Source organism: Cupriavidus sp. SS-3, from assembly GCF_035818815.1.
GTDB classification, from domain to species: domain Bacteria; phylum Pseudomonadota; class Gammaproteobacteria; order Burkholderiales; family Burkholderiaceae; genus Cupriavidus; species Cupriavidus taiwanensis_C.
The window spans coordinates 365,173-384,488 of record NZ_JAYLVT010000004.1 but is presented as its reverse complement, the minus strand read 5'-3'; the positions used below and the strand labels follow the sequence as shown (position 1 = coordinate 384,488).

Annotated in this window: 19 protein-coding genes and 1 pseudogene; 17 read left to right on the top strand and 3 right to left on the bottom strand. The window is 67.9% G+C overall.

Going from position 1 to position 19,316, the window contains the following annotated elements:
- From U9J39_RS09575 to U9J39_RS09530, 10 genes and pseudogenes are all read left to right on the top strand, one after another.
- A pseudogene (locus tag U9J39_RS09575) lies at nucleotides 1–903 on the top strand (DNA polymerase III subunit gamma/tau); the annotation flags it as partial.
- 63 nt (nucleotides 904–966) lie between these two features.
- Nucleotides 967–1,299: a YbaB/EbfC family nucleoid-associated protein gene (locus U9J39_RS09570; RefSeq protein ID WP_062800650.1), complete on the top strand. Its 333-nt coding sequence runs from the start codon at nucleotides 967–969 to the stop codon at nucleotides 1,297–1,299.
- Between the two features lie 7 nt (nucleotides 1,300–1,306).
- Nucleotides 1,307–1,921 (top strand): recombination mediator RecR, encoded by a 615-nt coding sequence (gene recR / locus U9J39_RS09565; RefSeq protein WP_115680545.1) that lies wholly within the window; start codon nucleotides 1,307–1,309, stop codon nucleotides 1,919–1,921.
- Nucleotides 1,922–1,997: 76 nt separating this feature from the next.
- The gene (locus U9J39_RS09560; RefSeq protein WP_115680544.1) at nucleotides 1,998–2,903 is read left to right on the top strand and encodes a LysR substrate-binding domain-containing protein; all 906 of its coding nucleotides are present in this window, start codon (nucleotides 1,998–2,000) and stop codon (nucleotides 2,901–2,903) included.
- 177 nt (nucleotides 2,904–3,080) lie between these two features.
- The gene (locus U9J39_RS09555) at nucleotides 3,081–4,277 is read left to right on the top strand and encodes a CaiB/BaiF CoA transferase family protein (protein ID WP_115710020.1); all 1,197 of its coding nucleotides are present in this window, start codon (nucleotides 3,081–3,083) and stop codon (nucleotides 4,275–4,277) included.
- Complete coding sequence (locus U9J39_RS09550) at nucleotides 4,274–5,245, top strand: hydroxymethylglutaryl-CoA lyase (RefSeq protein ID WP_326346964.1); 972 nt, start codon at nucleotides 4,274–4,276, stop codon at nucleotides 5,243–5,245. Before U9J39_RS09555 ends, U9J39_RS09550 begins: the two co-directional genes overlap by 4 nt.
- A 51-nt stretch (nucleotides 5,246–5,296) precedes the next feature.
- On the top strand, nucleotides 5,297–6,313 hold the full coding sequence (locus U9J39_RS09545) for a Bug family tripartite tricarboxylate transporter substrate binding protein (protein ID WP_115710016.1): 1,017 nt from the start codon (nucleotides 5,297–5,299) through the stop codon (nucleotides 6,311–6,313).
- A 179-nt stretch (nucleotides 6,314–6,492) separates the two neighbouring features.
- The gene (locus tag U9J39_RS09540; RefSeq protein WP_115710014.1) at nucleotides 6,493–7,536 is read left to right on the top strand and encodes an ABC transporter substrate-binding protein; all 1,044 of its coding nucleotides are present in this window, start codon (nucleotides 6,493–6,495) and stop codon (nucleotides 7,534–7,536) included.
- A 129-nt stretch (nucleotides 7,537–7,665) separates the two neighbouring features.
- Complete coding sequence (locus tag U9J39_RS09535) at nucleotides 7,666–8,478, top strand: ABC transporter ATP-binding protein (protein WP_018007788.1); 813 nt, start codon at nucleotides 7,666–7,668, stop codon at nucleotides 8,476–8,478.
- 40 nt (nucleotides 8,479–8,518) lie between these two features.
- Nucleotides 8,519–9,310 (top strand): ABC transporter permease, encoded by a 792-nt coding sequence (locus tag U9J39_RS09530; protein ID WP_115680539.1) that lies wholly within the window; start codon nucleotides 8,519–8,521, stop codon nucleotides 9,308–9,310.
- Nucleotides 9,311–9,426: 116 nt separating this feature from the next.
- Here the strand turns inward: U9J39_RS09530 and U9J39_RS09525 are convergent, their stop codons facing one another.
- Complete coding sequence (locus U9J39_RS09525) at nucleotides 9,427–10,401, bottom strand: NADPH:quinone oxidoreductase family protein (protein WP_111517704.1); 975 nt, start codon at nucleotides 10,399–10,401, stop codon at nucleotides 9,427–9,429.
- Nucleotides 10,402–10,620: 219 nt separating this feature from the next.
- Between U9J39_RS09525 and surE the strand changes: the two genes are divergently transcribed.
- The 5 genes from surE (at nucleotide 10,621) to U9J39_RS09500 (ending at nucleotide 15,266) form a co-directional block, all read left to right on the top strand.
- Nucleotides 10,621–11,373, top strand: a complete 753-nt coding sequence (gene surE / locus U9J39_RS09520; RefSeq protein ID WP_326346963.1) for a 5'/3'-nucleotidase SurE — start codon at nucleotides 10,621–10,623, stop codon at nucleotides 11,371–11,373.
- Nucleotides 11,374–11,434: 61 nt separating this feature from the next.
- Nucleotides 11,435–12,355, top strand: a complete 921-nt coding sequence (locus U9J39_RS09515; RefSeq protein WP_115680537.1) for a protein-L-isoaspartate(D-aspartate) O-methyltransferase — start codon at nucleotides 11,435–11,437, stop codon at nucleotides 12,353–12,355.
- A gap of 8 nt (nucleotides 12,356–12,363) precedes the next feature.
- On the top strand, nucleotides 12,364–13,236 hold the full coding sequence (locus tag U9J39_RS09510) for a peptidoglycan DD-metalloendopeptidase family protein (RefSeq protein ID WP_115680536.1): 873 nt from the start codon (nucleotides 12,364–12,366) through the stop codon (nucleotides 13,234–13,236).
- 6 nt (nucleotides 13,237–13,242) lie between these two features.
- Nucleotides 13,243–14,430 carry an RNA polymerase sigma factor RpoS gene (gene rpoS, locus U9J39_RS09505; protein ID WP_115680535.1) on the top strand — a complete coding sequence of 396 codons (1,188 nt, stop codon included), beginning with the start codon at nucleotides 13,243–13,245 and terminating at the stop codon, nucleotides 14,428–14,430.
- Nucleotides 14,427–15,266, top strand: a complete 840-nt coding sequence (locus U9J39_RS09500; RefSeq protein ID WP_018007781.1) for a 3'-5' exonuclease — start codon at nucleotides 14,427–14,429, stop codon at nucleotides 15,264–15,266. The genes rpoS and U9J39_RS09500 overlap by 4 nt, the downstream gene beginning before the upstream one ends.
- Nucleotides 15,267–15,308: 42 nt before the next feature.
- On the opposite strand, the gene U9J39_RS09495 is transcribed toward U9J39_RS09500, so the two are convergent.
- Nucleotides 15,309–16,163, bottom strand: a complete 855-nt coding sequence (locus tag U9J39_RS09495) for an endonuclease/exonuclease/phosphatase family protein (RefSeq protein WP_326346962.1) — start codon at nucleotides 16,161–16,163, stop codon at nucleotides 15,309–15,311.
- A 233-nt stretch (nucleotides 16,164–16,396) separates the two neighbouring features.
- On the opposite strand from U9J39_RS09495, the gene rlmD reads away from it, so the two are divergent.
- Nucleotides 16,397–17,725, top strand: coding sequence for a 23S rRNA (uracil(1939)-C(5))-methyltransferase RlmD (gene rlmD / locus U9J39_RS09490; RefSeq protein ID WP_115710007.1), 1,329 nt, complete (start codon nucleotides 16,397–16,399; stop codon nucleotides 17,723–17,725).
- 63 nt (nucleotides 17,726–17,788) lie between these two features.
- Here the strand turns inward: rlmD and U9J39_RS09485 are convergent, their stop codons facing one another.
- Nucleotides 17,789–18,493 carry a Bax inhibitor-1/YccA family protein gene (locus U9J39_RS09485; protein WP_326346961.1) on the bottom strand — a complete coding sequence of 235 codons (705 nt, stop codon included), beginning with the start codon at nucleotides 18,491–18,493 and terminating at the stop codon, nucleotides 17,789–17,791.
- A 373-nt stretch (nucleotides 18,494–18,866) separates the two neighbouring features.
- On the opposite strand from U9J39_RS09485, the gene ndk reads away from it, so the two are divergent.
- Nucleotides 18,867–19,292 carry a nucleoside-diphosphate kinase gene (ndk, locus tag U9J39_RS09480; RefSeq protein WP_012353167.1) on the top strand — a complete coding sequence of 142 codons (426 nt, stop codon included), beginning with the start codon at nucleotides 18,867–18,869 and terminating at the stop codon, nucleotides 19,290–19,292.
- The last annotated feature ends 24 nt before the right edge of the window (nucleotides 19,293–19,316 follow it).

Below are 19,316 nucleotides of genomic sequence, written 5' to 3'. Positions count from 1 at the left end.
GGCGCCCGCAAGGCGCCGGCACCGGCCATGCCCGCCGCGCCGGCCGCTGCGCAGCGGCCGCCGGCGCAACCGTTGCGCGCCCCCGCGGCCGTAGCCGCGAGCCGTCCCGCTGCGGCACCGGCACCGGCCCCGGCAGCGGCCCCTGTTTCGCGGCCGGCGGCGCCGCAGCCGCCCGCACCGGCGGCAGCGTCCGCGGCACGCCCCGTGGCTGCCAAACCGCAGCAAGAATCCGTGCCGCCATGGGAAGTTGCCGGCGGCAGCGATGTGCCGCCGTGGGAAGAGCTGCCGCCCGACCTGCCGGTGATCGGGCCCTATGATAGCGATCCGGGCTACAACGACTACGGTTTCAGCGAACCCGCAGCGCGCGCCGCGGCACCGCGCCACGGTGCTGCCCGCCCGGCGTCGGCCCCGGCTCGCGAGGCCGGGCCGGCGCGCGAGGCCGCTGCCGTGCCGTCGCCGCCGGCAGAGTCCGCCAAATTCGTCGCGCCGCGCCCGCCCGCCGCGGGCGAGGACGGCACCCCGCCGGTGTTCACCGGCGCATGGCCGGTGCTGGCGGCCGGCCTGCCGCTGAAGGGCCTGGCGCAGCAACTGGCTTACCAGAGCGAGCTGACGCAGGTGGTCGGGCGAACCTTCCATGTGCGCATCCCGGTCGCGGCGCTGGGCGAAAACGGCGTCGCCGACCGGCTGCAACAGGCGCTGTCCGACCACTTCGGCGAGCCGGTGCGCGTGCTCTGCGAAGTCGGCGGGGTCACGGTCACCGCCGCCGCCGCCGATGCCGAGGCCCGTGCCGAACGCCAGCGCCAGGCCGAGGCCGCGATCGAGGCCGATCCTTTCGTGCAGGGGCTGCTGCGCGACTTCGGCGGCCAGATCGTGCCAGGCTCGATCCAGCCGCGCGCCGCCTGAGCGGCGGCTGGCGTTACTGAATTTCCGTCACCGAACTCTTACCGAATCCAGGAGCATTCCATCATGATGAAAGGTCAACTCGCCGGGCTGATGAAGCAGGCCCAGCAGATGCAGGAAAACATGAAGAAGATGCAGGAGCAGCTGGCCCTGATCGAGGTCGAGGGCCAGTCCGGCGCCGGTCTCGTCAAGGTGGTGATGACCTGCAAGAACGACGTCAAGCGCGTCACCATCGACCCCAGCCTGCTGGCCGAGGGCGAGGACAAGGACCTGCTGGAAGACCTGGTCGCCGCGGCCTTCAACGATGCCGTGCGCAAGGCCGAGGCCACCACGCAGGAAAAGATGGGCTCGATGACCTCGGGCCTGCCGCTGCCCCCGGGCTTCAAGCTGCCGTTCTAAGGCCATTGTGAAAGCGTCGTCGCCGACTTCGCTGCAGGCGCTGGTCGAGGCGCTGCGGGTGCTGCCCGGCGTCGGGCCCAAGTCCGCCCAGCGCATGGCCTACCACCTGCTGCAGCACGACCGCGAGGGCGCGCGCAAGCTTGGCGATGCGCTGCGCGGCGCGGCGGACCATATCCGCCACTGCCAGCGCTGCAATACCTTCACCGAGCAGGAGATCTGCGAGACCTGCCTGGACGACCGCCGCGACGCCTCGGTGCTGTGCGTGGTGGAAACGCCGGCCGACCAGGTCATGATCGAGCAGACCCTGACCTACCGCGGCAAGTATTTCGTGCTGATGGGCCGGCTCTCGCCGCTGGACGGCATCGGTCCGCGCGAGATCCACCTGGACCGGCTGCTGGCGCGCGCCACCGAGCCCGAGCTGGGCGGCCCGGTCGGCGAGGTCATCGTCGCCACCAATTTCACCAGCGAAGGCGAGGCCACCGCGCACTACATCGGCGAGATGCTCAAGGCGCGCGGCCTCAGGGTGTCGCGCCTGGCGCGCGGCGTACCGGTGGGGGGCGAGCTGGAGTATGTCGATGCCGGCACCATCGCCCGCGCGGTGATGGATCGCCGCAACCTCTGAGCGCCGTCGCGCCGCCTGGCGTGGCTGCCGCGGCCACCGCCACCGGCGCGCTCCGCCTCCATTTCCTGTCCGCCCCATGAACCTGGCCCGCTTCGATCTCGTCACGCTTGGCTTGTTCGTTGCCGTGGCCCGGCAGGGCAGCATCTCGGCCGGCGCGCGCCAGTCGCACCTGGCCGTGGCGGCCGCGAGCAAGCGCATTTCTGACCTGGAGACCGCGGTCGGCGCGCCGCTGTTCTTTCGCCATGCCGCCGGCGTGCAGCTGACCGAGGCCGGCCAGGCCTGCTTCCACCATGCGCTGACCATCCTGCAGGATGTCGAGCGCATGGCCGGCGTGATGTCGGACTATGCTTCGGGCGTGCGCGGGCAGGTGCGCGTGTGCGCCAACACCTCGGCGATCACGCAGTTCCTGCCCGATGACCTGGCCTCGTTCATGCAGCGCCACCCGACCATCCGCATCGAGCTGGAAGAGCAGAACTCGCGCGACATCGTTGCCGCGCTGGTCGAGAACCGCGCCGACGTCGGGATCTTTGCCGACCGTACTCCGGCGGCGGGGCTGATGACGGTCGAATACCGCCAGGACGAGCTGGTTATCATCACCCCGCCCAACCATCCGCTCGCCGCGCGCGGGCCGGTGCGCTATGCCGATACGCTGGAATTCGATTTCGTCAGCCTGCCGCAGGAAACCTCGCTGGCCGCGCGCCTGCTGGAAGAGAGCAGCCGGCTGGACCGGCCGTTCCGGCTGCGCATCCAGGTGCGCAGCTTCGACGCCATGTGCCGCATGGTGATGGCCGGGCTGGGCGTGGGCGTGCTGCCGCGCATCGCGGCCGAGCCGCACGTCAAGTCGATGGGGCTGTCGCTGGTGACCCTGCAGGATGCCTGGGCGCGCCGCTCGCTGCTGATCGGGCTGCGCGACCCGGCCGGCCTGACGGTCTCGGCGCGGCTGCTGATCACCCACCTGTGCGGGGACCGGGCGCCGTTCTAGGGCGTCCGTGCGGTAGCTCGACGCAGCCTTTCGCGTTCCGAGAAAGCCCGCTTCTCCGATTGCCGATTCCTGGCCAGCCCCGCGCTGGGGCAAACTCCGTCCGAACGCAATGTATGGCATGCCAGTCAATGGTGTTGCCGCACTGCAACAAGACTGCCGCAACGCACGGAGACACCCATGGCGCAACAGATCCTGGAGGGCATTCGCGTCCTCGAACTCGGACAACTCATCGCCGGCCCCTTTGCCGCCAAGACCCTGGCTGACTTTGGCGCCCACATCATCAAGGTGGAGCCGCCCGGGCAGGGCGACCCGCTGCGCAAATGGCGCATGCTGCATGAAGGCACCTCGGTGTGGTGGGAGGCGCAGTCGCGCAACAAGGAATCGGTCTGCATCGACCTGCGCCAGCCGGAAGGGCAGGCGCTGGTGCGCAAGCTGGCCGCCGAGGCCGATGTGCTGATCGAGAATTTCCGCCCCGGCACCATGGAGAAGTGGGGCCTGGGCTGGGACGTGCTGCATGCCGACAACCCGCGCCTGATCATGCTGCGCGTGTCGGGCTACGGCCAGACCGGCCCGAAGAAGGACGAGCCCGGCTTTGCCGCGGTGGCCGAGGCCATGGCCGGCCTGCGCCACCTGACCGGCGAGCCCGGCCGCGCGCCGGTGCGCGCCGGCCTGTCGCTGGGCGACACCATCGCCGGGCTGCATGGCGCGATGGGCGTGCTGCTGGCGCTGTACCAGCGCGATGCGCGCGGCGGCGAAGGGCAGGTGATCGACGTGGCGCTGTACGAGTCGCTGTTCAACCTGAGCGAGAGCCTGCTGCCGGAATACTCGGCTTTCGGCGCGGTGCGCCAGCCCGCCGGCGGCGCGCTGCCGGGGATCGCGCCGTCCAACGCCTATCCCTGCGCCAGCGGCGAATACGTGCTGGTGGCGGCCAACGGCGACGCCATCTTCAAGCGCATGATGCTTGCCATCGGCCGCGCCGACCTGGCCGACGATCCCGCGCTGGAGCGCAACGACGGCCGCGTCGCGCGCGTCGACGAGATCGACGCCGCGATCGCCGACTGGACCCGCACGCAGACGGTGGAGTCGGTGCTGGCGGTGCTGCGCGACGCGCAGGTGCCGTCGGGCCGCATCTATACCGTCAAGGACATCGCCGAAGACCCGCACTACCGCGCCCGCGGCGTGATCGAGTCGGTGACCTCGGCCGGCGGCCTGACCGTCGAAGTGCCGGGGGTGGTGCCGAAGCTGTCGGCCAGCCCAGGAGCCATCCATGACCGCGCGCCGGCGCTGGGCGAGCATACCGATGCGGTGCTGAAGCAGGCCGGCTTCGACGACGCTGCCATTGCCGACCTGCGCGCGCGCAAGGTGATCGCATGAGCGCCGCCGCCAACCCGTTGCGCGGCCCGGCCCGCGTCGAGATCAATGAAGTCGCGCCGCGCGATGGCCTGCAGATCGAGCCGGTGGTGGTGCCGACCGACGCCAAGGTGGCCTTTGTCGATGCGCTTTCGGCCTGCGGCTTCGCGCGCATCGAGGCCACCTCGTTCACCTCGGCGCGCGCCATTCCCGCGCTGGCCGACGCCGAGGCGCTGATGCACCGCATGCGGCGCCAGCCGGGCGTGCGCTACACCGCGCTGGTGCCCAACCTGCGCGGGCTCGAGCGCGCGCTGTCGTGCCGGCCCGACGAGGTCAACCTGGTGATGTCGGCCAGCGAGACCCACAACCGCGCCAACCTGCGCATGACGCGCGCGCAGTCGCGGCAGCAGCTGCTGGCGATGATTGCCGAGGCGGGTGCGGCCGGCGTGCCGGTCAACGTGTCGCTGTCGACGGTATTCGGCTGCCCGTTCGAGGGCGAAGTCGATGTCGCCGAGGTAATGGCGCTGGCCAGTGCCTTCGCCGACGCCGGCGCGGCCGGCATCACGCTGTGCGACACCACCGGCATGGCCTATCCGAACCAGGTCGCAGCGCTGTGCCAGGCCTTCCAGGCCGCGCTGCCCGCCACCGGCCTGACCATCCACCTGCACAACACCCGCGGCATGGGCCTGGCCAATGCCGTGGCCGCCTGGCAGACCGGCGTGACGCGCTTCGACGCCGCCGCCGGCGGCCTGGGCGGATGCCCTTATGCGCCCGGTGCCAGCGGCAACGTCAGCACCGAAGACCTGGTCCACATGTTCGACTGCATGGGCGTGCAGACCGGTGTCGACCTCGGCGCGCTGCTCGACGTGGTGGCCGGCATGCCGGAACTGGTCTGCCGCGACCTGCCTAGCCAGCTGCTCAGCGCGGGACCGCGCCTGCGCACGCACCAGGCGCCGGCCTGGCTGGCCGAGCATTTTGCCGGGCAGGCGTAGCCCTGCACGCGCGCCACAACAACGTATCCACAAGACCAAACGGAGACCCTCATGAAGCAAGCCCATCAACACCAGCCCGCCATGCCGGCACGGCGCAAGGCCGTGGCCGCGACGCTGGCCGCCATCGGCACCGCATGGTTCGCCCCGGCGGCACTGGCGCAGGAGGGCGGCTATCCCGCGCGCCCGGTAACGCTGGTGGTATCGGCCGCGGCCGGCGGCACCACCGACCTCGCCGCACGCATGATTGCCGAGCCGCTGTCCAAGGCGCTCGGCCAGCCGGTGGTGGTGGACAACCGTCCCGGCGGCAACGGCAGCATCGCCGCGCAACTGGTGGCGCGGGCCAAGCCGGACGGCTACACGCTGATGCTGCAGTACTCGGGCTTCCACGTGATCACGCCGCTGCTGGTCAAGAACCTGTCGTGGGACCCGGTCAAGGACTTTGCGCCGGTTGCCAACATCCTGTCGGCGCCGCAGGTGCTGGTGGTGCGCCCGAGCCTGCCGGTCAAGTCGCTGAAGGAACTGGTGGCCTACGCCAAGGCCAACCCGGACAAGCTCAACTACGCCTCGTCGGGCAACGGCTCGCTGCAGCACGTCTCGACCGAGCTGCTGAACCAGATGGCCGGCACGAAAATCACGCACGTGCCCTACAAGGGCACCGGCCCGGCCATGACCGACCTGCTGGGCGGCTCGGTGGACCTGACCATCACCACGCCGCCGCCGCTGATGGCCCATATCGCCGCCGGCAAGCTGCGCCCGCTGGTGGTGACCAGCAAGACCCGCCTGCCCAGCCTGAAGGACGTGCCGTCGGCGCCCGAGGCCGGCTACCCCGACCTGGACGTGTCGTCGTGGTTTGCGATGTACGCGCCGGCGGGCACGCCCAAGCCGGTGGTCGACAAGCTGACTGGCGAGATCGACAAGATCATGCGCACCGAGGCCTTCCGCAAGAAGGCCGAGGAACTGGGCGCCGAGGCGAAATACATGAACCCGCAGCAGCTGGCGCAATACCAGAAGGCCGAGCTGGCGCGCTGGGCCAAGGTGATCAAGTCCGCCGATATCCACGCCGAATGACGCCAGCGTTGCGGCAAGGTGATCGAAAGGTAAGGGGGCTAAGCTGGCGGGTTTGCTAGGTATTGATACCGATGCGGTGCGTCGCACCGTCCGGTAGCATCGCAAATTGCCGCACCGCGGCGCGCCCCCCTTCACGCGCATCTGCCGCGGCGCCAGTCCACACGGGTAGGAGATCTCGCATGTATAACAAGAAATTCTGGAAGCAATTCCTGATCGCGCTGGCGCTGTTCCTGGCCGGCTGGTTCACCTTCGGCCATGCCCTGGCACAGGGCAAGCCCGAGAAGACCAAGGTCACCATCGCGGTGGGCGGCAAGAACCTGTTCTACTACTTGCCGCTGACCATTGCCGAACGCCTCGGCTACTTCAAGGAAGAAGGGCTGGACGTCGAGATCGTCGACTTCGCCGGCGGCGCCAAGGCGCTGCAGGCCGTGGTGGGTGGCAGCGCCGACGTGGTCTCGGGCGCCTACGAGCACACCATCAACCTGCAGGCCAAGGGCCAGCGCTACCAGGAGTTCGTTTTGCAGGGCCGCGCCCCGCAGATCGTGCTGGTGGTGTCGAACAAGACCATGCCCAACTTCAAGTCGATCGCCGACCTGAAGGGCAAGAAGATCGGCGTGACCGCGCCGGGCTCATCGACCAACATGATGGCCAACTTCGTGCTGGCCAAGGCCGGCCTGAAGCCCTCGGACGTGTCGTTCATCGGCGTGGGCGCCAGCGCCGGCGCGGTGGCGGCGATGCGTTCGGGCCAGATCGATGCCATGGCCAACCTGGACCCGGTGGTGTCGATGCTGACGCAGAAGAACGAGGTCCGCATTGCCTCGGACACCCGCACGCTCAAGGACACCCAGGCGGTGTTCGGCGGCAACATGCCGTCGGGCTGCCTGTATGCGTCGCAGGCGTTTATCCAGCAAAACCCGAACACCACGCAGGCGCTCACCAACGCCATGGTGCGCGCGCTCAAGTGGCTGCAGAAGGCGGGCCCGTCCGACATCGTCAAGACCGTGCCGGAAAGCTACCTGCTGGGCGACCGCGCGCTGTACCTGGCCGCTTGGGAAAAGGTCAAGGAAGCGATCTCGCCGGACGGCACCATGCCGGCCGACGGCCCGCGCACCGCGCTCAACGCGCTGGGCCAGTTCGACGCCGAACTGAAGGGCAAGTCGATCAAGCTGGAAGAGACCTACACCAACGCCTTCGTGCAGAAGGCCAACGCCAAGTACAAGTAATTTCCCTGCCGTCGACGCCATCGGCCCGCTGCCCGCAGCGGGCCTTTGCTTTGCGGCAGCGACGGCTTATCCATCATCACTCGCCCGCGCCGCGCTGTGCGCGCCACGGCGGGTCTGAGACGGTTCATCATGAGCATTCCCGCACTTTCACTCGACCAGGTCACCTGTACCTTTGTCTCGCGCGATGACCGCAGCCAGCGCTATACCGCGGTCAAGGACGTCACGCTGTCGATCCAGCCCGGCGAATTCGTATCGGTGGTGGGTCCCACCGGCTGCGGCAAGTCGACGCTGCTGAATGTCGGCGCCGGCCTGCTGGAGCCTTCCAGCGGCGAGGTGCGCGTGTTCGGCGAGCCGCTGCGCGGCATCAACCGGCGCGCCGGCTACATGTTCCAGACCGAGGCGCTGATGCCGTGGCGCAGCGCGCTCGACAACGTCGTCGCCGGCCTGGAATTCCGCGGCACGGCGCGCGCCGAGGCGGTGCAGCAGGGCGAGGAATGGCTGCGCCGCGTGGGCCTGGGCGGGTTTGGCGACCGCTACCCGCACCAGCTGTCGGGCGGCATGCGCAAGCGCGTGGCGCTGGCGCAGACGCTGGTGCTGGACCCGGACATCATCCTGATGGACGAGCCGTTCTCCGCGCTCGACATCCAGACCCGCCAGCTGATGGAGAACGAAGTGCTGGAGCTGTGGGCCGCCAAGCGCAAGGCCGTGCTCTTCATCACCCACGACCTGGACGAAGCCATTGCCATGAGCGACCGCGTGGTGGTGCTGTCGGCCGGCCCCGGCACGCATCCGATCGGCGAGTTCGCGATCGACCTGCCGCGCCCCCGCGACGTGGCCGAGATCCGCAACCACCCGCGCTTTGTCGAGCTGCACGCCGCGATCTGGGACGTGCTGCGCGAGGAAGTGCTCAAGGGCTACGCCCAGCAGCGCAAGGTCGCCTGACCGGCCCTGCGTCCCCATTCAAAACAAGAACTGAATCCCGATGGCATTCCGTACTGATTCCAAGGGCATGCTGCGCGTCTGGCAGCTGCTGGTCCTGGTGGTGATCCTCGGCGTGTGGCACGTGGCCACGCGCTCGCAGCAGGTCGCGTTTTTCTTTGGCGAGCCGCTGATGGTGGCGCAACGCATCTGGAACTGGTTTATCGTCGAGCGCGATATCTACCTGCACCTGGGCGTGACCCTGATCGAGACCGTGCTGGCCTTCGGCATCGGCACGGTGGCGGGGCTGGGCGTCGGCCTGTGGCTGGCGCTGAGCCCGCTGACCTCCGCCATCCTCGATCCCTACGTCAAGGCCATGAACTCGATGCCGCGCGTGATCCTGGCGCCGATCTTCGCGGTCTGGTTCGGCCTGGGCATCTGGTCGAAGGTGGCGCTGGCGGTGACGCTGGTGTTCTTCATCGTCTTCTTCAACGTCTACCAAGGCGTCAAGGAAGTGAGCCCGGTGGTGCTGGCCAATGCGCGCATGCTGGGCGCGAGCCAGAAGCAGCTGCTGCGCCATGTCTACCTGCCGAGCGCGACCAGCTGGGTGTTCTCGTCGCTGCATACTTCGGTGGGCCTGGCCTTCGTCGGCGCGGTGGTGGGCGAATACCTGGGCTCGGCGCGCGGCGTGGGTTATCTGATCCTGCAGGCCGAGGGCACCTTCGATATCAATACCGTGTTTGCCGGCATCGTGGTGCTGACCGCGTTTGCGCTGGTGCTGGACTGGATGGTCGGCATCGGCGAGAAGCGGCTGATGAAGTGGCAGCCGCAGAGCGGGGAGACGGAGAAGCTGTGAAGTAGGCGTTGCCGCGGGGTTTGCTCCACTCTCCCGCACGCGGGAGAGGGAGTACCCAAGTGGCCAATGGGATGTCCTGGTCCCGTCGCGTCAGCCGACGCGTCGAGGCCCGGCCGTCAAGGCACGATCACGATCTTGCCCGTGACCTTGCGCGCTTCCATGTCCTTGAGCGCCTGCGCAGCCTGCTCCAGCGGATAGCGCGCCGAGATATGCGGGCGAATCTTGCCTTCCTTCATCCAGCCCAGCATCTGCGCCATGTTGGCCTGGTTGGCCTTGGGCTCGCGCCGCACGAAATCGCCCCAGAACACGCCTACCAGCGACGCGCCCTTGAGCAGCGCCAGGTTCAGCGGCAGCCTCGGGATCTCGCCGTTGGCGAAGCCCACCACCAGGTAGCGGCCGCGCCAGCCGATCGAGCGGAACGCCGGCTCGGCATAGATGCCGCCGACCGGGTCGTAGATCACGTCCGGACCCTTGCCGTCGGTCAGCGCCTTGATGCGCTCGCGCAGGTCTTCGGTGCTGTAGTTGATCAAGGCGTCGGCGCCATGCTGCTTGCACACCTCCAGCTTTTCGTCGGTCGACGCCGCCGCGATCACGCGCGCACCGATGGCCTTGCCGATCTCGATTGCCGCGAGGCCCACGCCGCCGGCCGCGCCCAGCACCAGCATGGTCTGGCCGGCCTTGAGCTCGCCGCGGTCGATTACCGCGTGGTGCGAGGTGCCGTAGGTCAGCGTGAAGGCGGCCGCGGTCTCGAAGTCGATGCCGGGCGGCATCGGCACCACCGACGCCGCCGGCGCCCTGGCCTGGCTGGCGAAAGCGCCATTGCCCAGGTAGGCGATGACCTTGTCGCCGGGCTTGACGTGGGTGACGCCTTCGCCCACCGCGTTGACCACGCCGGCGAGTTCCGAACCCGGGGTGAACGGCAGCTCGGGCTTGGCCTGGTACTTGTTCTGGATGATCAGCACATCCGGGAAGTTGACCGCGGCCGCCTTGACGTCGATGACCACTTCGCCCTTGCCGGGCACCAGGTCGGGCAGGGTTTCGAGGGTCAGCGAATCGGGCGGACCCCAGGCTTTGCACAGTACGGCTTTCATCTTGTCTCCGGTGGTGTGGTTGGCATGCCGCGCCAGTCAAGCTTACGCGGGCCGGCGGGGCAAGTGTAGCGCAGGAATAGCACGGTCGTTCTGTTTCATGCCGAAGCCGTGGAGGCGGTCATTTGCGGCCTGCATACAGTGCCGGTGCGGCCGCCGCAGATGACCAGATCGGGCGGCGCGCAGGCCGCTTGCGCGCCGGCGCTCAGGTACAATCGCGGCATGCATATCCTTCTCGCCAACGACGACGGTTATCTCGCGCCGGGACTGGCCGTTTTGCATGCTGCGCTCGCGCCGCTGGGCCGGATCACGGTCATCGCGCCGGAGCAGAACCATAGCGGCGCTTCCAATTCCCTGACCCTGCAGCGTCCGCTGTCGATCTACGAGGCGCGCGAAGGCGTGCAAAAAGGTTTTCGCTTCGTCAACGGCACGCCCACGGACTGCGTGCATATCGCGCTGACCGGGCTGCTCGACGAAAGACCCGACCTGGTGGTGTCCGGCATCAACCAGGGCCAGAACATGGGCGAGGACGTGCTCTACTCCGGCACCGTCGCAGCCGCGATCGAGGGCTACCTGCTGGGGATTCCCTCGGTGGCCTTATCGCAGGTCGACAAGGGCTGGGAACACCTCGATGCCGCTGCGCGCGTCGCGCGCACCGTGGTCGAGCGCATCATCGACACGCCGCCGGCCGAGCCGTTTCTGCTCAACGTCAATATCCCGAACCTGCCGTTCGAACATATCCAGGGCTATCGCGCCACGCGTCTGGGCAAGCGCCATCCGTCGCAGCCGGTAATCACGCAGGTCAATCCGCGCGGCGATACCAATTACTGGATCGGCCCGGCCGGCGACGCGCGCGATGCCAGCGAGGGCACCGACTTCCACGCGACCGCGCAGGGCTATGTCTCGCTCACGCCGTTGCAGCTGGACCTGACCCATCGCGGGCAGCTCGACGCGCTCGACCAGTGGCTGAAGTAGGGCCGCCGGTCCCAAGCCACCCGAGCCGCCCGAGCCGCAGAATCGCCGCGTCGCGCCCCCGATGAGTTCCACGCCCCCTCGCAACAAGTTCCCGCTGCCGCTGGATGCGGTGGTCGAGCGCAAGCCCGCGCCCGCGCGCACCGCCGGCATTCCCGCCGTGGGCGCGCCGCGTCCGGCCGCGCCCGTGCCGCCGCCCGCGACGCCAGCCAAGCCGCGCCTGCCGCGCACCGCGGCACCGGCACCCGCGCCGGTGCCTGCCAGCGCGGTCGAGCAGCGCGCCTCGGCGGCCACCGCGGGCGGAGGCGGCATGGCCTCGGCGCGCGCGCGCGTGGCACTGGCGGCGCGGCTGCGCGCCGCGGGCATCCGCGACGAGCGCGTGCTGTCGGCCATCGCCACGGTGCCGCGCCACCTGTTCGTCGAGCCGGGACTGGCGTCGCAGGCGTATGAAGACGCGGCGCTGCCGATCGGCCATCAGCAGACCATCTCCAAGCCATCGGTGGTGGCGCGCATGATCGAACTGCTGCGCGAGGGCCTGGGCGCCGAGGCGCCGCTGGAGCGCGTGCTCGAGATCGGCACCGGCTGCGGCTACCAGGCCGCGGTGCTGGCCCAGGTGGCGCGCGAAGTCTTCTCGATCGAGCGCATCCGGCCGCTGCACGAACAGGCCAAGGCGAACCTGCGGCCCTTGCGCGTGCCCAACCTGCGCCTGCATTACGGCGACGGCATGCTGGGCCTGCCGCAGGCCGCGCCGTTCTCGTCCATCATCCTTGCCGCGGCCGGCATGGAGGTGCCCGAGGCGCTGCTGGAGCAACTGGCCATCGGCGGGCGGCTGATTGCCCCGGTCGCGGTGATGCCGCCGGCAGGCGTGCCCGGCCAGACCGTGACGCAGCAGCTGCTGCTGATCGAGCGGCGCAACCGCCATCGCTTTCACCGAACCGCGCTTGAAGCCGTTTTCTTTGTGCCCTTAAAATCGGGCACCATCTGAGTCGAACTATGCACAACATCGTGAAATCGCAAAATTTCGCACGCGCCGGACAACTTTTTGCGGCGACCTCGCTCGCGGCCCTGCTGGCCGCCTGCGCCAATTCGCCGATGCCGGCGCCGGTCGTGGACCGTACCTCCACCTCCGGTACCACCGCGGCGACGCTGGAACCGGCGCCGCCCGGGTACTATCGGGTCAAGCGAGGCGATACCCTTTACCGTATCGCGCTGGAGAACGGCCAGTCGTATCGCGATGTGGCGGCGTGGAACAACCTGACCAACGTGAACCAGATCGAGGTCGGCCAGCTGCTGCGCATCGTGCCGCCGGGTGCCGACGTCAACACTGCGCCTGGCGTGGCCACCATGCCGGTGGCGCCGGGCACGGTGCAGGCCCAGCCGATCGACCAGGCCCGTCCGAACGGCACGCCGGTGCCGCCGCCGGCCACGCCTGCGGCCGCGGCTTCGGCGCCGGCGGCAGCGCCCGCCGCGACCGCGCCGGCATCGGCGCCGATGGCGGATGGCTCGATGAAGCTGAGCTGGCCGGCGACCGGCCAGATGGTTGGTAAATTCGATGACAAGGGCAATAAAGGCATCGATATTGCGGGCAAGAAGGGCGATTCGGTGCTGGCCGCGGATGACGGTCGGGTGATTCACGTAGGCCCCTTGCGCGGCTACGGGAATCTTGTCATCATCAAACACAACGAGACATTTCTTACCGCTTACGGGCACAACGACAAGGTGCTCGTCGCTGAGCAATCCACGGTCCGAAAAGGCCAGAAGATTGCAGAGATGGGCAACAGTGATACCGACCGGGTGAAGCTTCACTTCGAAGTTCGCAAGAACGGAAAACCGGTTGATCCGATGCGGTACCTGCCGCCACAGTGAGGGTTCATGCCACGCCAGAAAACCGTCTCCTCCGGAACCGTCAGCAGGGCTCGCCGTCCCAAGCAGCCGGAAGTGAAGGCTGGTGTGGCGCATCCCGACGAACACGCCGATGCAGAGGGCTTCGAGCCCGATCTCGCCGCCGAGATGCTTCCCGTGACCGACGAGCCCATCGCCACCTCCGCTTCGGTGGGCCTGCGCGAGGCCGACCTGCTCGGCGACGACAATGATCGCAACGAGCGCCATCTGCGCGACGACGACGAGGACGAGTCGGAAGACGAGGACGAAGACGGCGCGGAAAACGGCACCGAAAGCGCCGCCGCCGAGCATGACGATTTCCGCACGGTGCTGCATACCGAGCTGGCCGCCGACACCGTCCAGCACTACCTGAACCGCATCAGCATCAAGCCGCTGCTGTCGGCGCCGGAAGAACTGCATTTCTCCACGCTGGCCAAGGATGGCGACTTTGCCGCGCGCCAGGTCATGATCGAGCGCAACCTGCGGCTGGTGGTCAGCATCGCCAAGGGCTATCTCAATCGCGGCGTGCCGCTGCTCGACCTGATCGAGGAGGGCAACCTGGGCCTGATGCACGCGATCGAGAAGTTCGATCCGTCGCGCGGTTTCCGCTTTTCGACCTACGCAACGTGGTGGATCCGCCAGAGCATCGAGCGCGCCATCATGAACCAGGCCCGCACGGTCCGCCTGCCGGTCCACGTGATCCGCGAACTCAACCAGGTGCTGCGCGCCAAGCGCCATCTGGAGAAGGGCGGCACCGACGGGCGCGACGCCAGCCTGGAAGACATCGCCCACCTCCTGGGCAAGACGCCGGACGAAGTGCAGGACGTCCTGGCCCTCAACGAACACACCACCTCGCTCGATACGCCGTTCGACCTTGATCCCGGCTCGAGCCTCCTGGATTTCCTCTCCGACGAGCACAACGCCGCCCCCGACCAGGAGGTGGCGCACCGCGAGCTGGAAGGGCTGATGAAGCTCTGGCTGGCGCGCCTGTCGGAAAAGCATCGCTACGTGGTCGAGCGCCGCTTCGGCCTCAACCACATCGAGCCCGCCACGCTGGAAGAGCTTGCCGAGGAGATGGGCCTGACGCGCGAGCGCGTGCGGCAGATCCAGCAGGAGGCGCTGGTCAAGCTCAAGCGGCATTTCGCTTCGCAAGGTGTCAGGAAGGACGCCGTTCTATGACCCCTGTGCTGGTATTCGACATCGAGACCATTCCCGATGTCGCCGGCCTGCGCCGTTTGCATGACCATCCCGATGCGATGAGCGACGCCGAAGTCGCCGAGCATGCGTTCTCCGCCCGCCGGGAAAAGACCGGCAGCGATTTCCTCCCGCACTACCTGCAGCGTGTCGCCGCGATTTCCTGCGTGCTGCGGCGCACGCACCGCGATGGCTCGGCCGTGTTCCATGTCGGCTCGCTCGGCACGCCGCAGGACGGCGAGGCCACGCTGATCCAGAAGTTCTATGAACTGATCGCGCGCTACAGCCCGCAGCTGGTGTCGTGGAATGGCGGCGGCTTCGACCTGCCGGTGCTGCACTACCGCGGCCTGGTCAACGGCATCACCGCGCCGCGCTACTGGGAGATGGGCGAGGGCCGCGACGAGGACAGCCGCGACTTCAAGTGGAACAACTACATCAGCCGCTACCACATGCGGCACCTGGACCTGATGGACCTGCTGGCGATGTACCAGCCGCGCGCCAGCGCCCCGCTCGATGACCTCGCCAAGCTGTGCGGCTTTCCCGGCAAGATGGGGATGGACGGCAGCAAGGTGTGGCAGGCCTTCCAGGCCGGGCAGCTCGACGAGATCCGCGCTTACTGCGAGACCGATGTCGTCAACACCTACCTGATGTACTGCCGCTTCCAGCTGATGCGCGGCGGGCTGTCGCCGCGCGAGTTCGACCTCGAGATGGAATTCGTCCAGGAATCGCTGGCCGAGCTGCCGGGCGAACAGTGGATGGAATACCTGCAGGCCTTCCGCCTGCAGCGCCTGACGCCCGAAGCCGAAGACCTCGAAGACTGACGACGGCAGCCGCTAGCCCGGCCTGGACCGGCCTAGACCGGCCTAGAGGTCCAGCGACAGCAGGATCGGCTGGTGGTCCGAGGCATCGGTGTCGGCGTTGACCTCGCAGCGCCGGATGCGGGCAACGAGCGGCTCGGTCACCAGCATGAAGTCGCAGGCAAAGGGCGGCTCGGGCCATTGTTCCTTGTCGTGCAGCGCGCAGGTAGGGGCATGCGGCTGGCCGGGGTGCGCATGCAGCCAGGCGTCGCGCCAGGGCAGAGTGCCGTCGTCGAACGGTTCCAGCATGCGTCGATAGGCGATATCGTCGGGTTTGCTGTTGAAGTCGCCGCACAGGATGGCTTCGGCGGGCCGCGGCTCCGGCGTGAACGGGCCCGGCCACTGCTCGCTGCGGCCGGGGCGGCGGGCGTGAGCGCAAGCCTCGGCATGCCAGTCGCGCAGGGCTTCGGCCTGCGCCGTGCGCTGGGTCGCCGAATAATATTCCAGGTGGGTGCAGATCACGCGCAGCCGCGCGCTGCCGGCCTCGACCGTGGCTTCCAGCGCCACCCGCGGCATCGATGCCACCTCCGGATCCGCCGGCCAGGGCAATGCGTGGCGGAACACTTCGCGCACCGGCAGCCGGGTGGCGATCAGGTTGCCGAACTGCTTGAGCTCGCCGGTGCGGCCACGCCGCTCGACCGCCGGCGCATAGAGCAGGTGATAGCCGGGCAGCAGAGCGGTCAGCTCGGACACCTGGTCGGCGCCGGGCTCGCCGCGCAGTTCGCCAAAGCCGCGCGTCACCTCCTGCAGGCACAGCACGTCGGCATCGGCCATGGCGCGCAGCGTCTGTACCTGCCGCGCCAGGTCGACGCGCCCGTCGGCCCCGCGCCCCCACTGGATGTTCCACGAAATCAGTTCCATGCCTGCTCTCCGTCGTTGGCCCGGACGTACGCCAACGGAGCCGGCCCGGTCTGGCATACAATCGCGCTTTCGTAAAACAATACGTCAGGTTTTATCTGGTGTCCCAAGCCGTGTCCTCCCCACAAGAAACGCCGGCCGTGCCGGCTGCTGCGGCCGTCGAAGGTGCTGCCCCCGTCGCAAAGAACTCCCGTGGCCGTGGTGCCGCCCAGGGCGGTACGCCCGCGGACGACCCCGTGGTGACGATCGACAGCCTCGACATGGAAGCGCGCGGCGTCGGCCGGCTGGTCAACGAGGATGGCACGCCCGGCAAGGTGATCTTCGTCGAGGGCGCGCTGCCCGGCGAGACCGTCAGCTACCGCAGCTATCGCCGCAAGCCCAGCTACGAGCAGGCTCACCTGGGCGAAGTGCGACAAGCCTCGGTGATGCGCGTCGAGCCGGGCTGCCAGCACTTTGGCGTCTGCGGCGGGTGCTCGATGCAGCATCTGGATTCCCGCGCGCAGCTCGCCATCAAGCAGCGCGTGCTGGAAGACAACCTGTGGCACTTGTCCAAGGTGAAGCCCGACGTGGTGTTCCGCCCGATCGCGGGGCCGGACTGGGGCTATCGCTACCGCGCGCGGCTGACGGTGCGCCATGTGGCCAAGAAGGGCGGGGTGCTGGTCGGCTTCCATGAGCGCAAGAGCAGCTACGTCGCCGACATGACGCGCTGCGAGATCCTGCCGCCGCATGTGTCGGCGATGCTGGTGCCGCTGCGCGAGCTGGTGATGGGGCTGTCGATCCGCGAGCGCATGCCGCAGATCGAGCTGGCCGTGGGCCAGGAAGTGACCGCGCTGGTGTTGCGCATCCTGGAACCCCTGACGGAAGCCGACAAGGACCTGCTGCGCGCCTTCGCCGATGCGCACAAAGTGCAGTTCTGGCTGCAGCCGAAGGGCCCCGATACGGTCTATCCGTTCTACCCGGCCGACGCCGAGCTGGCCTACACGCTGCCCGAGTTCGGCATCCGCATGCCGTTCAAGCCGACCGACTTCACCCAGGTGAACCACCAGATCAACCGCGTGCTGATCGGCCGCGCGCTGCGCCTGCTCGATGCCCAGCCGCAGGACCGCCTGCTCGACCTGTTCTGCGGCATCGGCAACTTCACGCTGCCGCTGGCGACGCAGGGCAAGTCGGTGATGGGCATCGAAGGCAGCGAGGCGCTGACCACGCGCGCGCTCGCCAATGCGGAATACAACGGACTCGCCGCCAAGACCGAGTTCGCGTGCCGCAACCTGTTCGAGGTCTCCGCGGAAGACATTGCCGCGCTGGGCCGCTTCGACCGCTGGCTGGTCGATCCGCCGCGCGAAGGCGCGCTGGCGGTATGCAAGGCGCTCGGCGAGCTGGCGCAGCAGGGCAGCGACTTGCTGCCGCGGCGCATTGTCTATGTGTCGTGCAGCCCCGCCACGCTGGCGCGCGACGCCGGCCTGCTGGTGCACGAGGCGGGCTACCGCCTGAGCGGCGCCGGCGTGGTCAACATGTTCCCGCATACGTCGCACGTGGAATCGATCGCGGTGTTCGACCGCGACTGATCGCAGCGACCAAAAGAAAAGCCGGCCAACTGGCCGGCTCTTTTCATGCCGCGGCGACTGCCGTCATTCGCGGTTGCCGCCGAAGATGCCCAGCAGGGCCAGCAGGTTGGCGAACACGTTGTACACGTCCAGGTAGATCGCCAGCGTGGCGGTAATGTAGTTGGTCTCGCCGCCGTTCACCACGCGCTGCACGTCGAACAGGATGTAGGCCGAGAAGATGCCGATCGCGATCACCGACACCGTGATCATCAGCGCCGGCAGCTGCAGCCAGATGTTGGCCACGCTGGCCAGGATCAGCAGGATCACGCCGACGAACAGGAACTTGCCCAGGCCGGAGAAATCACGCTTGCTGACGGTGGCGATCGATGCCATCGCGCCGAACACGGCCGCGGTGCCGCCAAAGGCGTACATGATCAATGCCGGGCCGTTCGAGAACGACAAGGTGACGCTGATCAGTCGCGACAGCATCAGGCCCATGAAGAAGGTAAAGGCCAGCAGCAGGACCACGCCCATGCTGCTGTTCTTGGTCTTCTCGATGGCAAAGAAGAACCCGAACGCGATCGCCAGGAACAGTATCAGCGACAGGCCGGGGCTGCCCGCCATGAAGCTGAAGCCGGTGGCCACGCCCATCCACGCACCGAGCACGGTGGGGATCATCGAGAGCGCCAGCAGCCAGTAAGTGTTGCGCAAGACCCGGTTGCGAACGACGACGTCAGTGACGGTCGACGCACTGTTGCCGAAACCGTAGGTGTTCAGCTTGTTATCCATGGTGACTCCTGTCTCAAAACGGTGAGGCGCCGGCGTTGCGAGACCTCAAATGCGAAGACTCGTATGGAAGCCGGACGGAACCATCGTCAATGTGGCATCGGGCAGGCCGGATTGCAAGGGCGCGGTAATTCAATCGTCACCTGCCGCTGACTCACGTCCGTTCGACGCCGCTCACATTGGATGTTAGCGGCGGCGCTGCGTTCCAGGGATGACAAGGTTGTAATGTGCAGTTTGTGCAACTCCCTGAAGGCATGTGCGCGAGGGGCGGGCGGGCCCGTCCGGAGGTCTGCAAGACCCTCGAAACGGTCATAGTCTTCGTGCTAGAATTGCACGTTTAATCCATTTGTAACCCCTTCATTTTTCGGAGTTTTTCATGGCGATCGAACGCACCCTGTCGATTATCAAGCCGGATGCCGTGGCCAAGAACGTGATTGGCCAGATCTACGCCCGTTTCGAGGCCGCCGGCCTGAAGATCGTTGCTGCCAAGATGGTGCACCTGTCGCGCGGCGAAGCCGAGCAGTTCTACGCTGTCCACAAGGAGCGTCCGTTCTTCAAGGACCTGGTCGACTTCATGGTGTCGGGCCCGGTCATGATCCAGGCGCTGGAAGGCGAAAACGCCATTGCCAAGAACCGCGACCTGATGGGCGCCACCGACCCGAAGAAGGCCGAGAAGGGCACCATCCGCGCCGACTTCGCCGACAGCATCGACGCCAACGCCGTGCACGGCTCGGACGCCGCTGAAACCGCTGCCGTGGAAGTGGCATTCTTCTTCCCGGGCATGAACGTCTACAGCCGCTGATCGGCTGCTGACCGACACCAAGCC

Coding starts and splice junctions, on each gene's coding strand:
- U9J39_RS09570 (WP_062800650.1), top strand. CDS start 967: ATGATGAAAGGTCAACTCGCCGGGCTGATGAAGCAGGCCCAGCAGATG.
- U9J39_RS09560 (WP_115680544.1), top strand. CDS start 1,998: ATGAACCTGGCCCGCTTCGATCTCGTCACGCTTGGCTTGTTCGTTGCC.
- U9J39_RS09555 (WP_115710020.1), top strand. CDS start 3,081: ATGGCGCAACAGATCCTGGAGGGCATTCGCGTCCTCGAACTCGGACAA.
- U9J39_RS09550 (WP_326346964.1), top strand. CDS start 4,274: ATGAGCGCCGCCGCCAACCCGTTGCGCGGCCCGGCCCGCGTCGAGATC.
- U9J39_RS09545 (WP_115710016.1), top strand. CDS start 5,297: ATGAAGCAAGCCCATCAACACCAGCCCGCCATGCCGGCACGGCGCAAG.
- U9J39_RS09540 (WP_115710014.1), top strand. CDS start 6,493: ATGTATAACAAGAAATTCTGGAAGCAATTCCTGATCGCGCTGGCGCTG.
- U9J39_RS09535 (WP_018007788.1), top strand. CDS start 7,666: ATGAGCATTCCCGCACTTTCACTCGACCAGGTCACCTGTACCTTTGTC.
- U9J39_RS09530 (WP_115680539.1), top strand. CDS start 8,519: ATGGCATTCCGTACTGATTCCAAGGGCATGCTGCGCGTCTGGCAGCTG.
- U9J39_RS09525 (WP_111517704.1), bottom strand. CDS start 10,401: ATGAAAGCCGTACTGTGCAAAGCCTGGGGTCCGCCCGATTCGCTGACC.
- surE (WP_326346963.1), top strand. CDS start 10,621: ATGCATATCCTTCTCGCCAACGACGACGGTTATCTCGCGCCGGGACTG.
- U9J39_RS09515 (WP_115680537.1), top strand. CDS start 11,435: ATGAGTTCCACGCCCCCTCGCAACAAGTTCCCGCTGCCGCTGGATGCG.
- U9J39_RS09510 (WP_115680536.1), top strand. CDS start 12,364: ATGCACAACATCGTGAAATCGCAAAATTTCGCACGCGCCGGACAACTT.
- rpoS (WP_115680535.1), top strand. CDS start 13,243: ATGCCACGCCAGAAAACCGTCTCCTCCGGAACCGTCAGCAGGGCTCGC.
- U9J39_RS09500 (WP_018007781.1), top strand. CDS start 14,427: ATGACCCCTGTGCTGGTATTCGACATCGAGACCATTCCCGATGTCGCC.
- U9J39_RS09495 (WP_326346962.1), bottom strand. CDS start 16,163: ATGGAACTGATTTCGTGGAACATCCAGTGGGGGCGCGGGGCCGACGGG.
- U9J39_RS09485 (WP_326346961.1), bottom strand. CDS start 18,493: ATGGATAACAAGCTGAACACCTACGGTTTCGGCAACAGTGCGTCGACC.
- ndk (WP_012353167.1), top strand. CDS start 18,867: ATGGCGATCGAACGCACCCTGTCGATTATCAAGCCGGATGCCGTGGCC.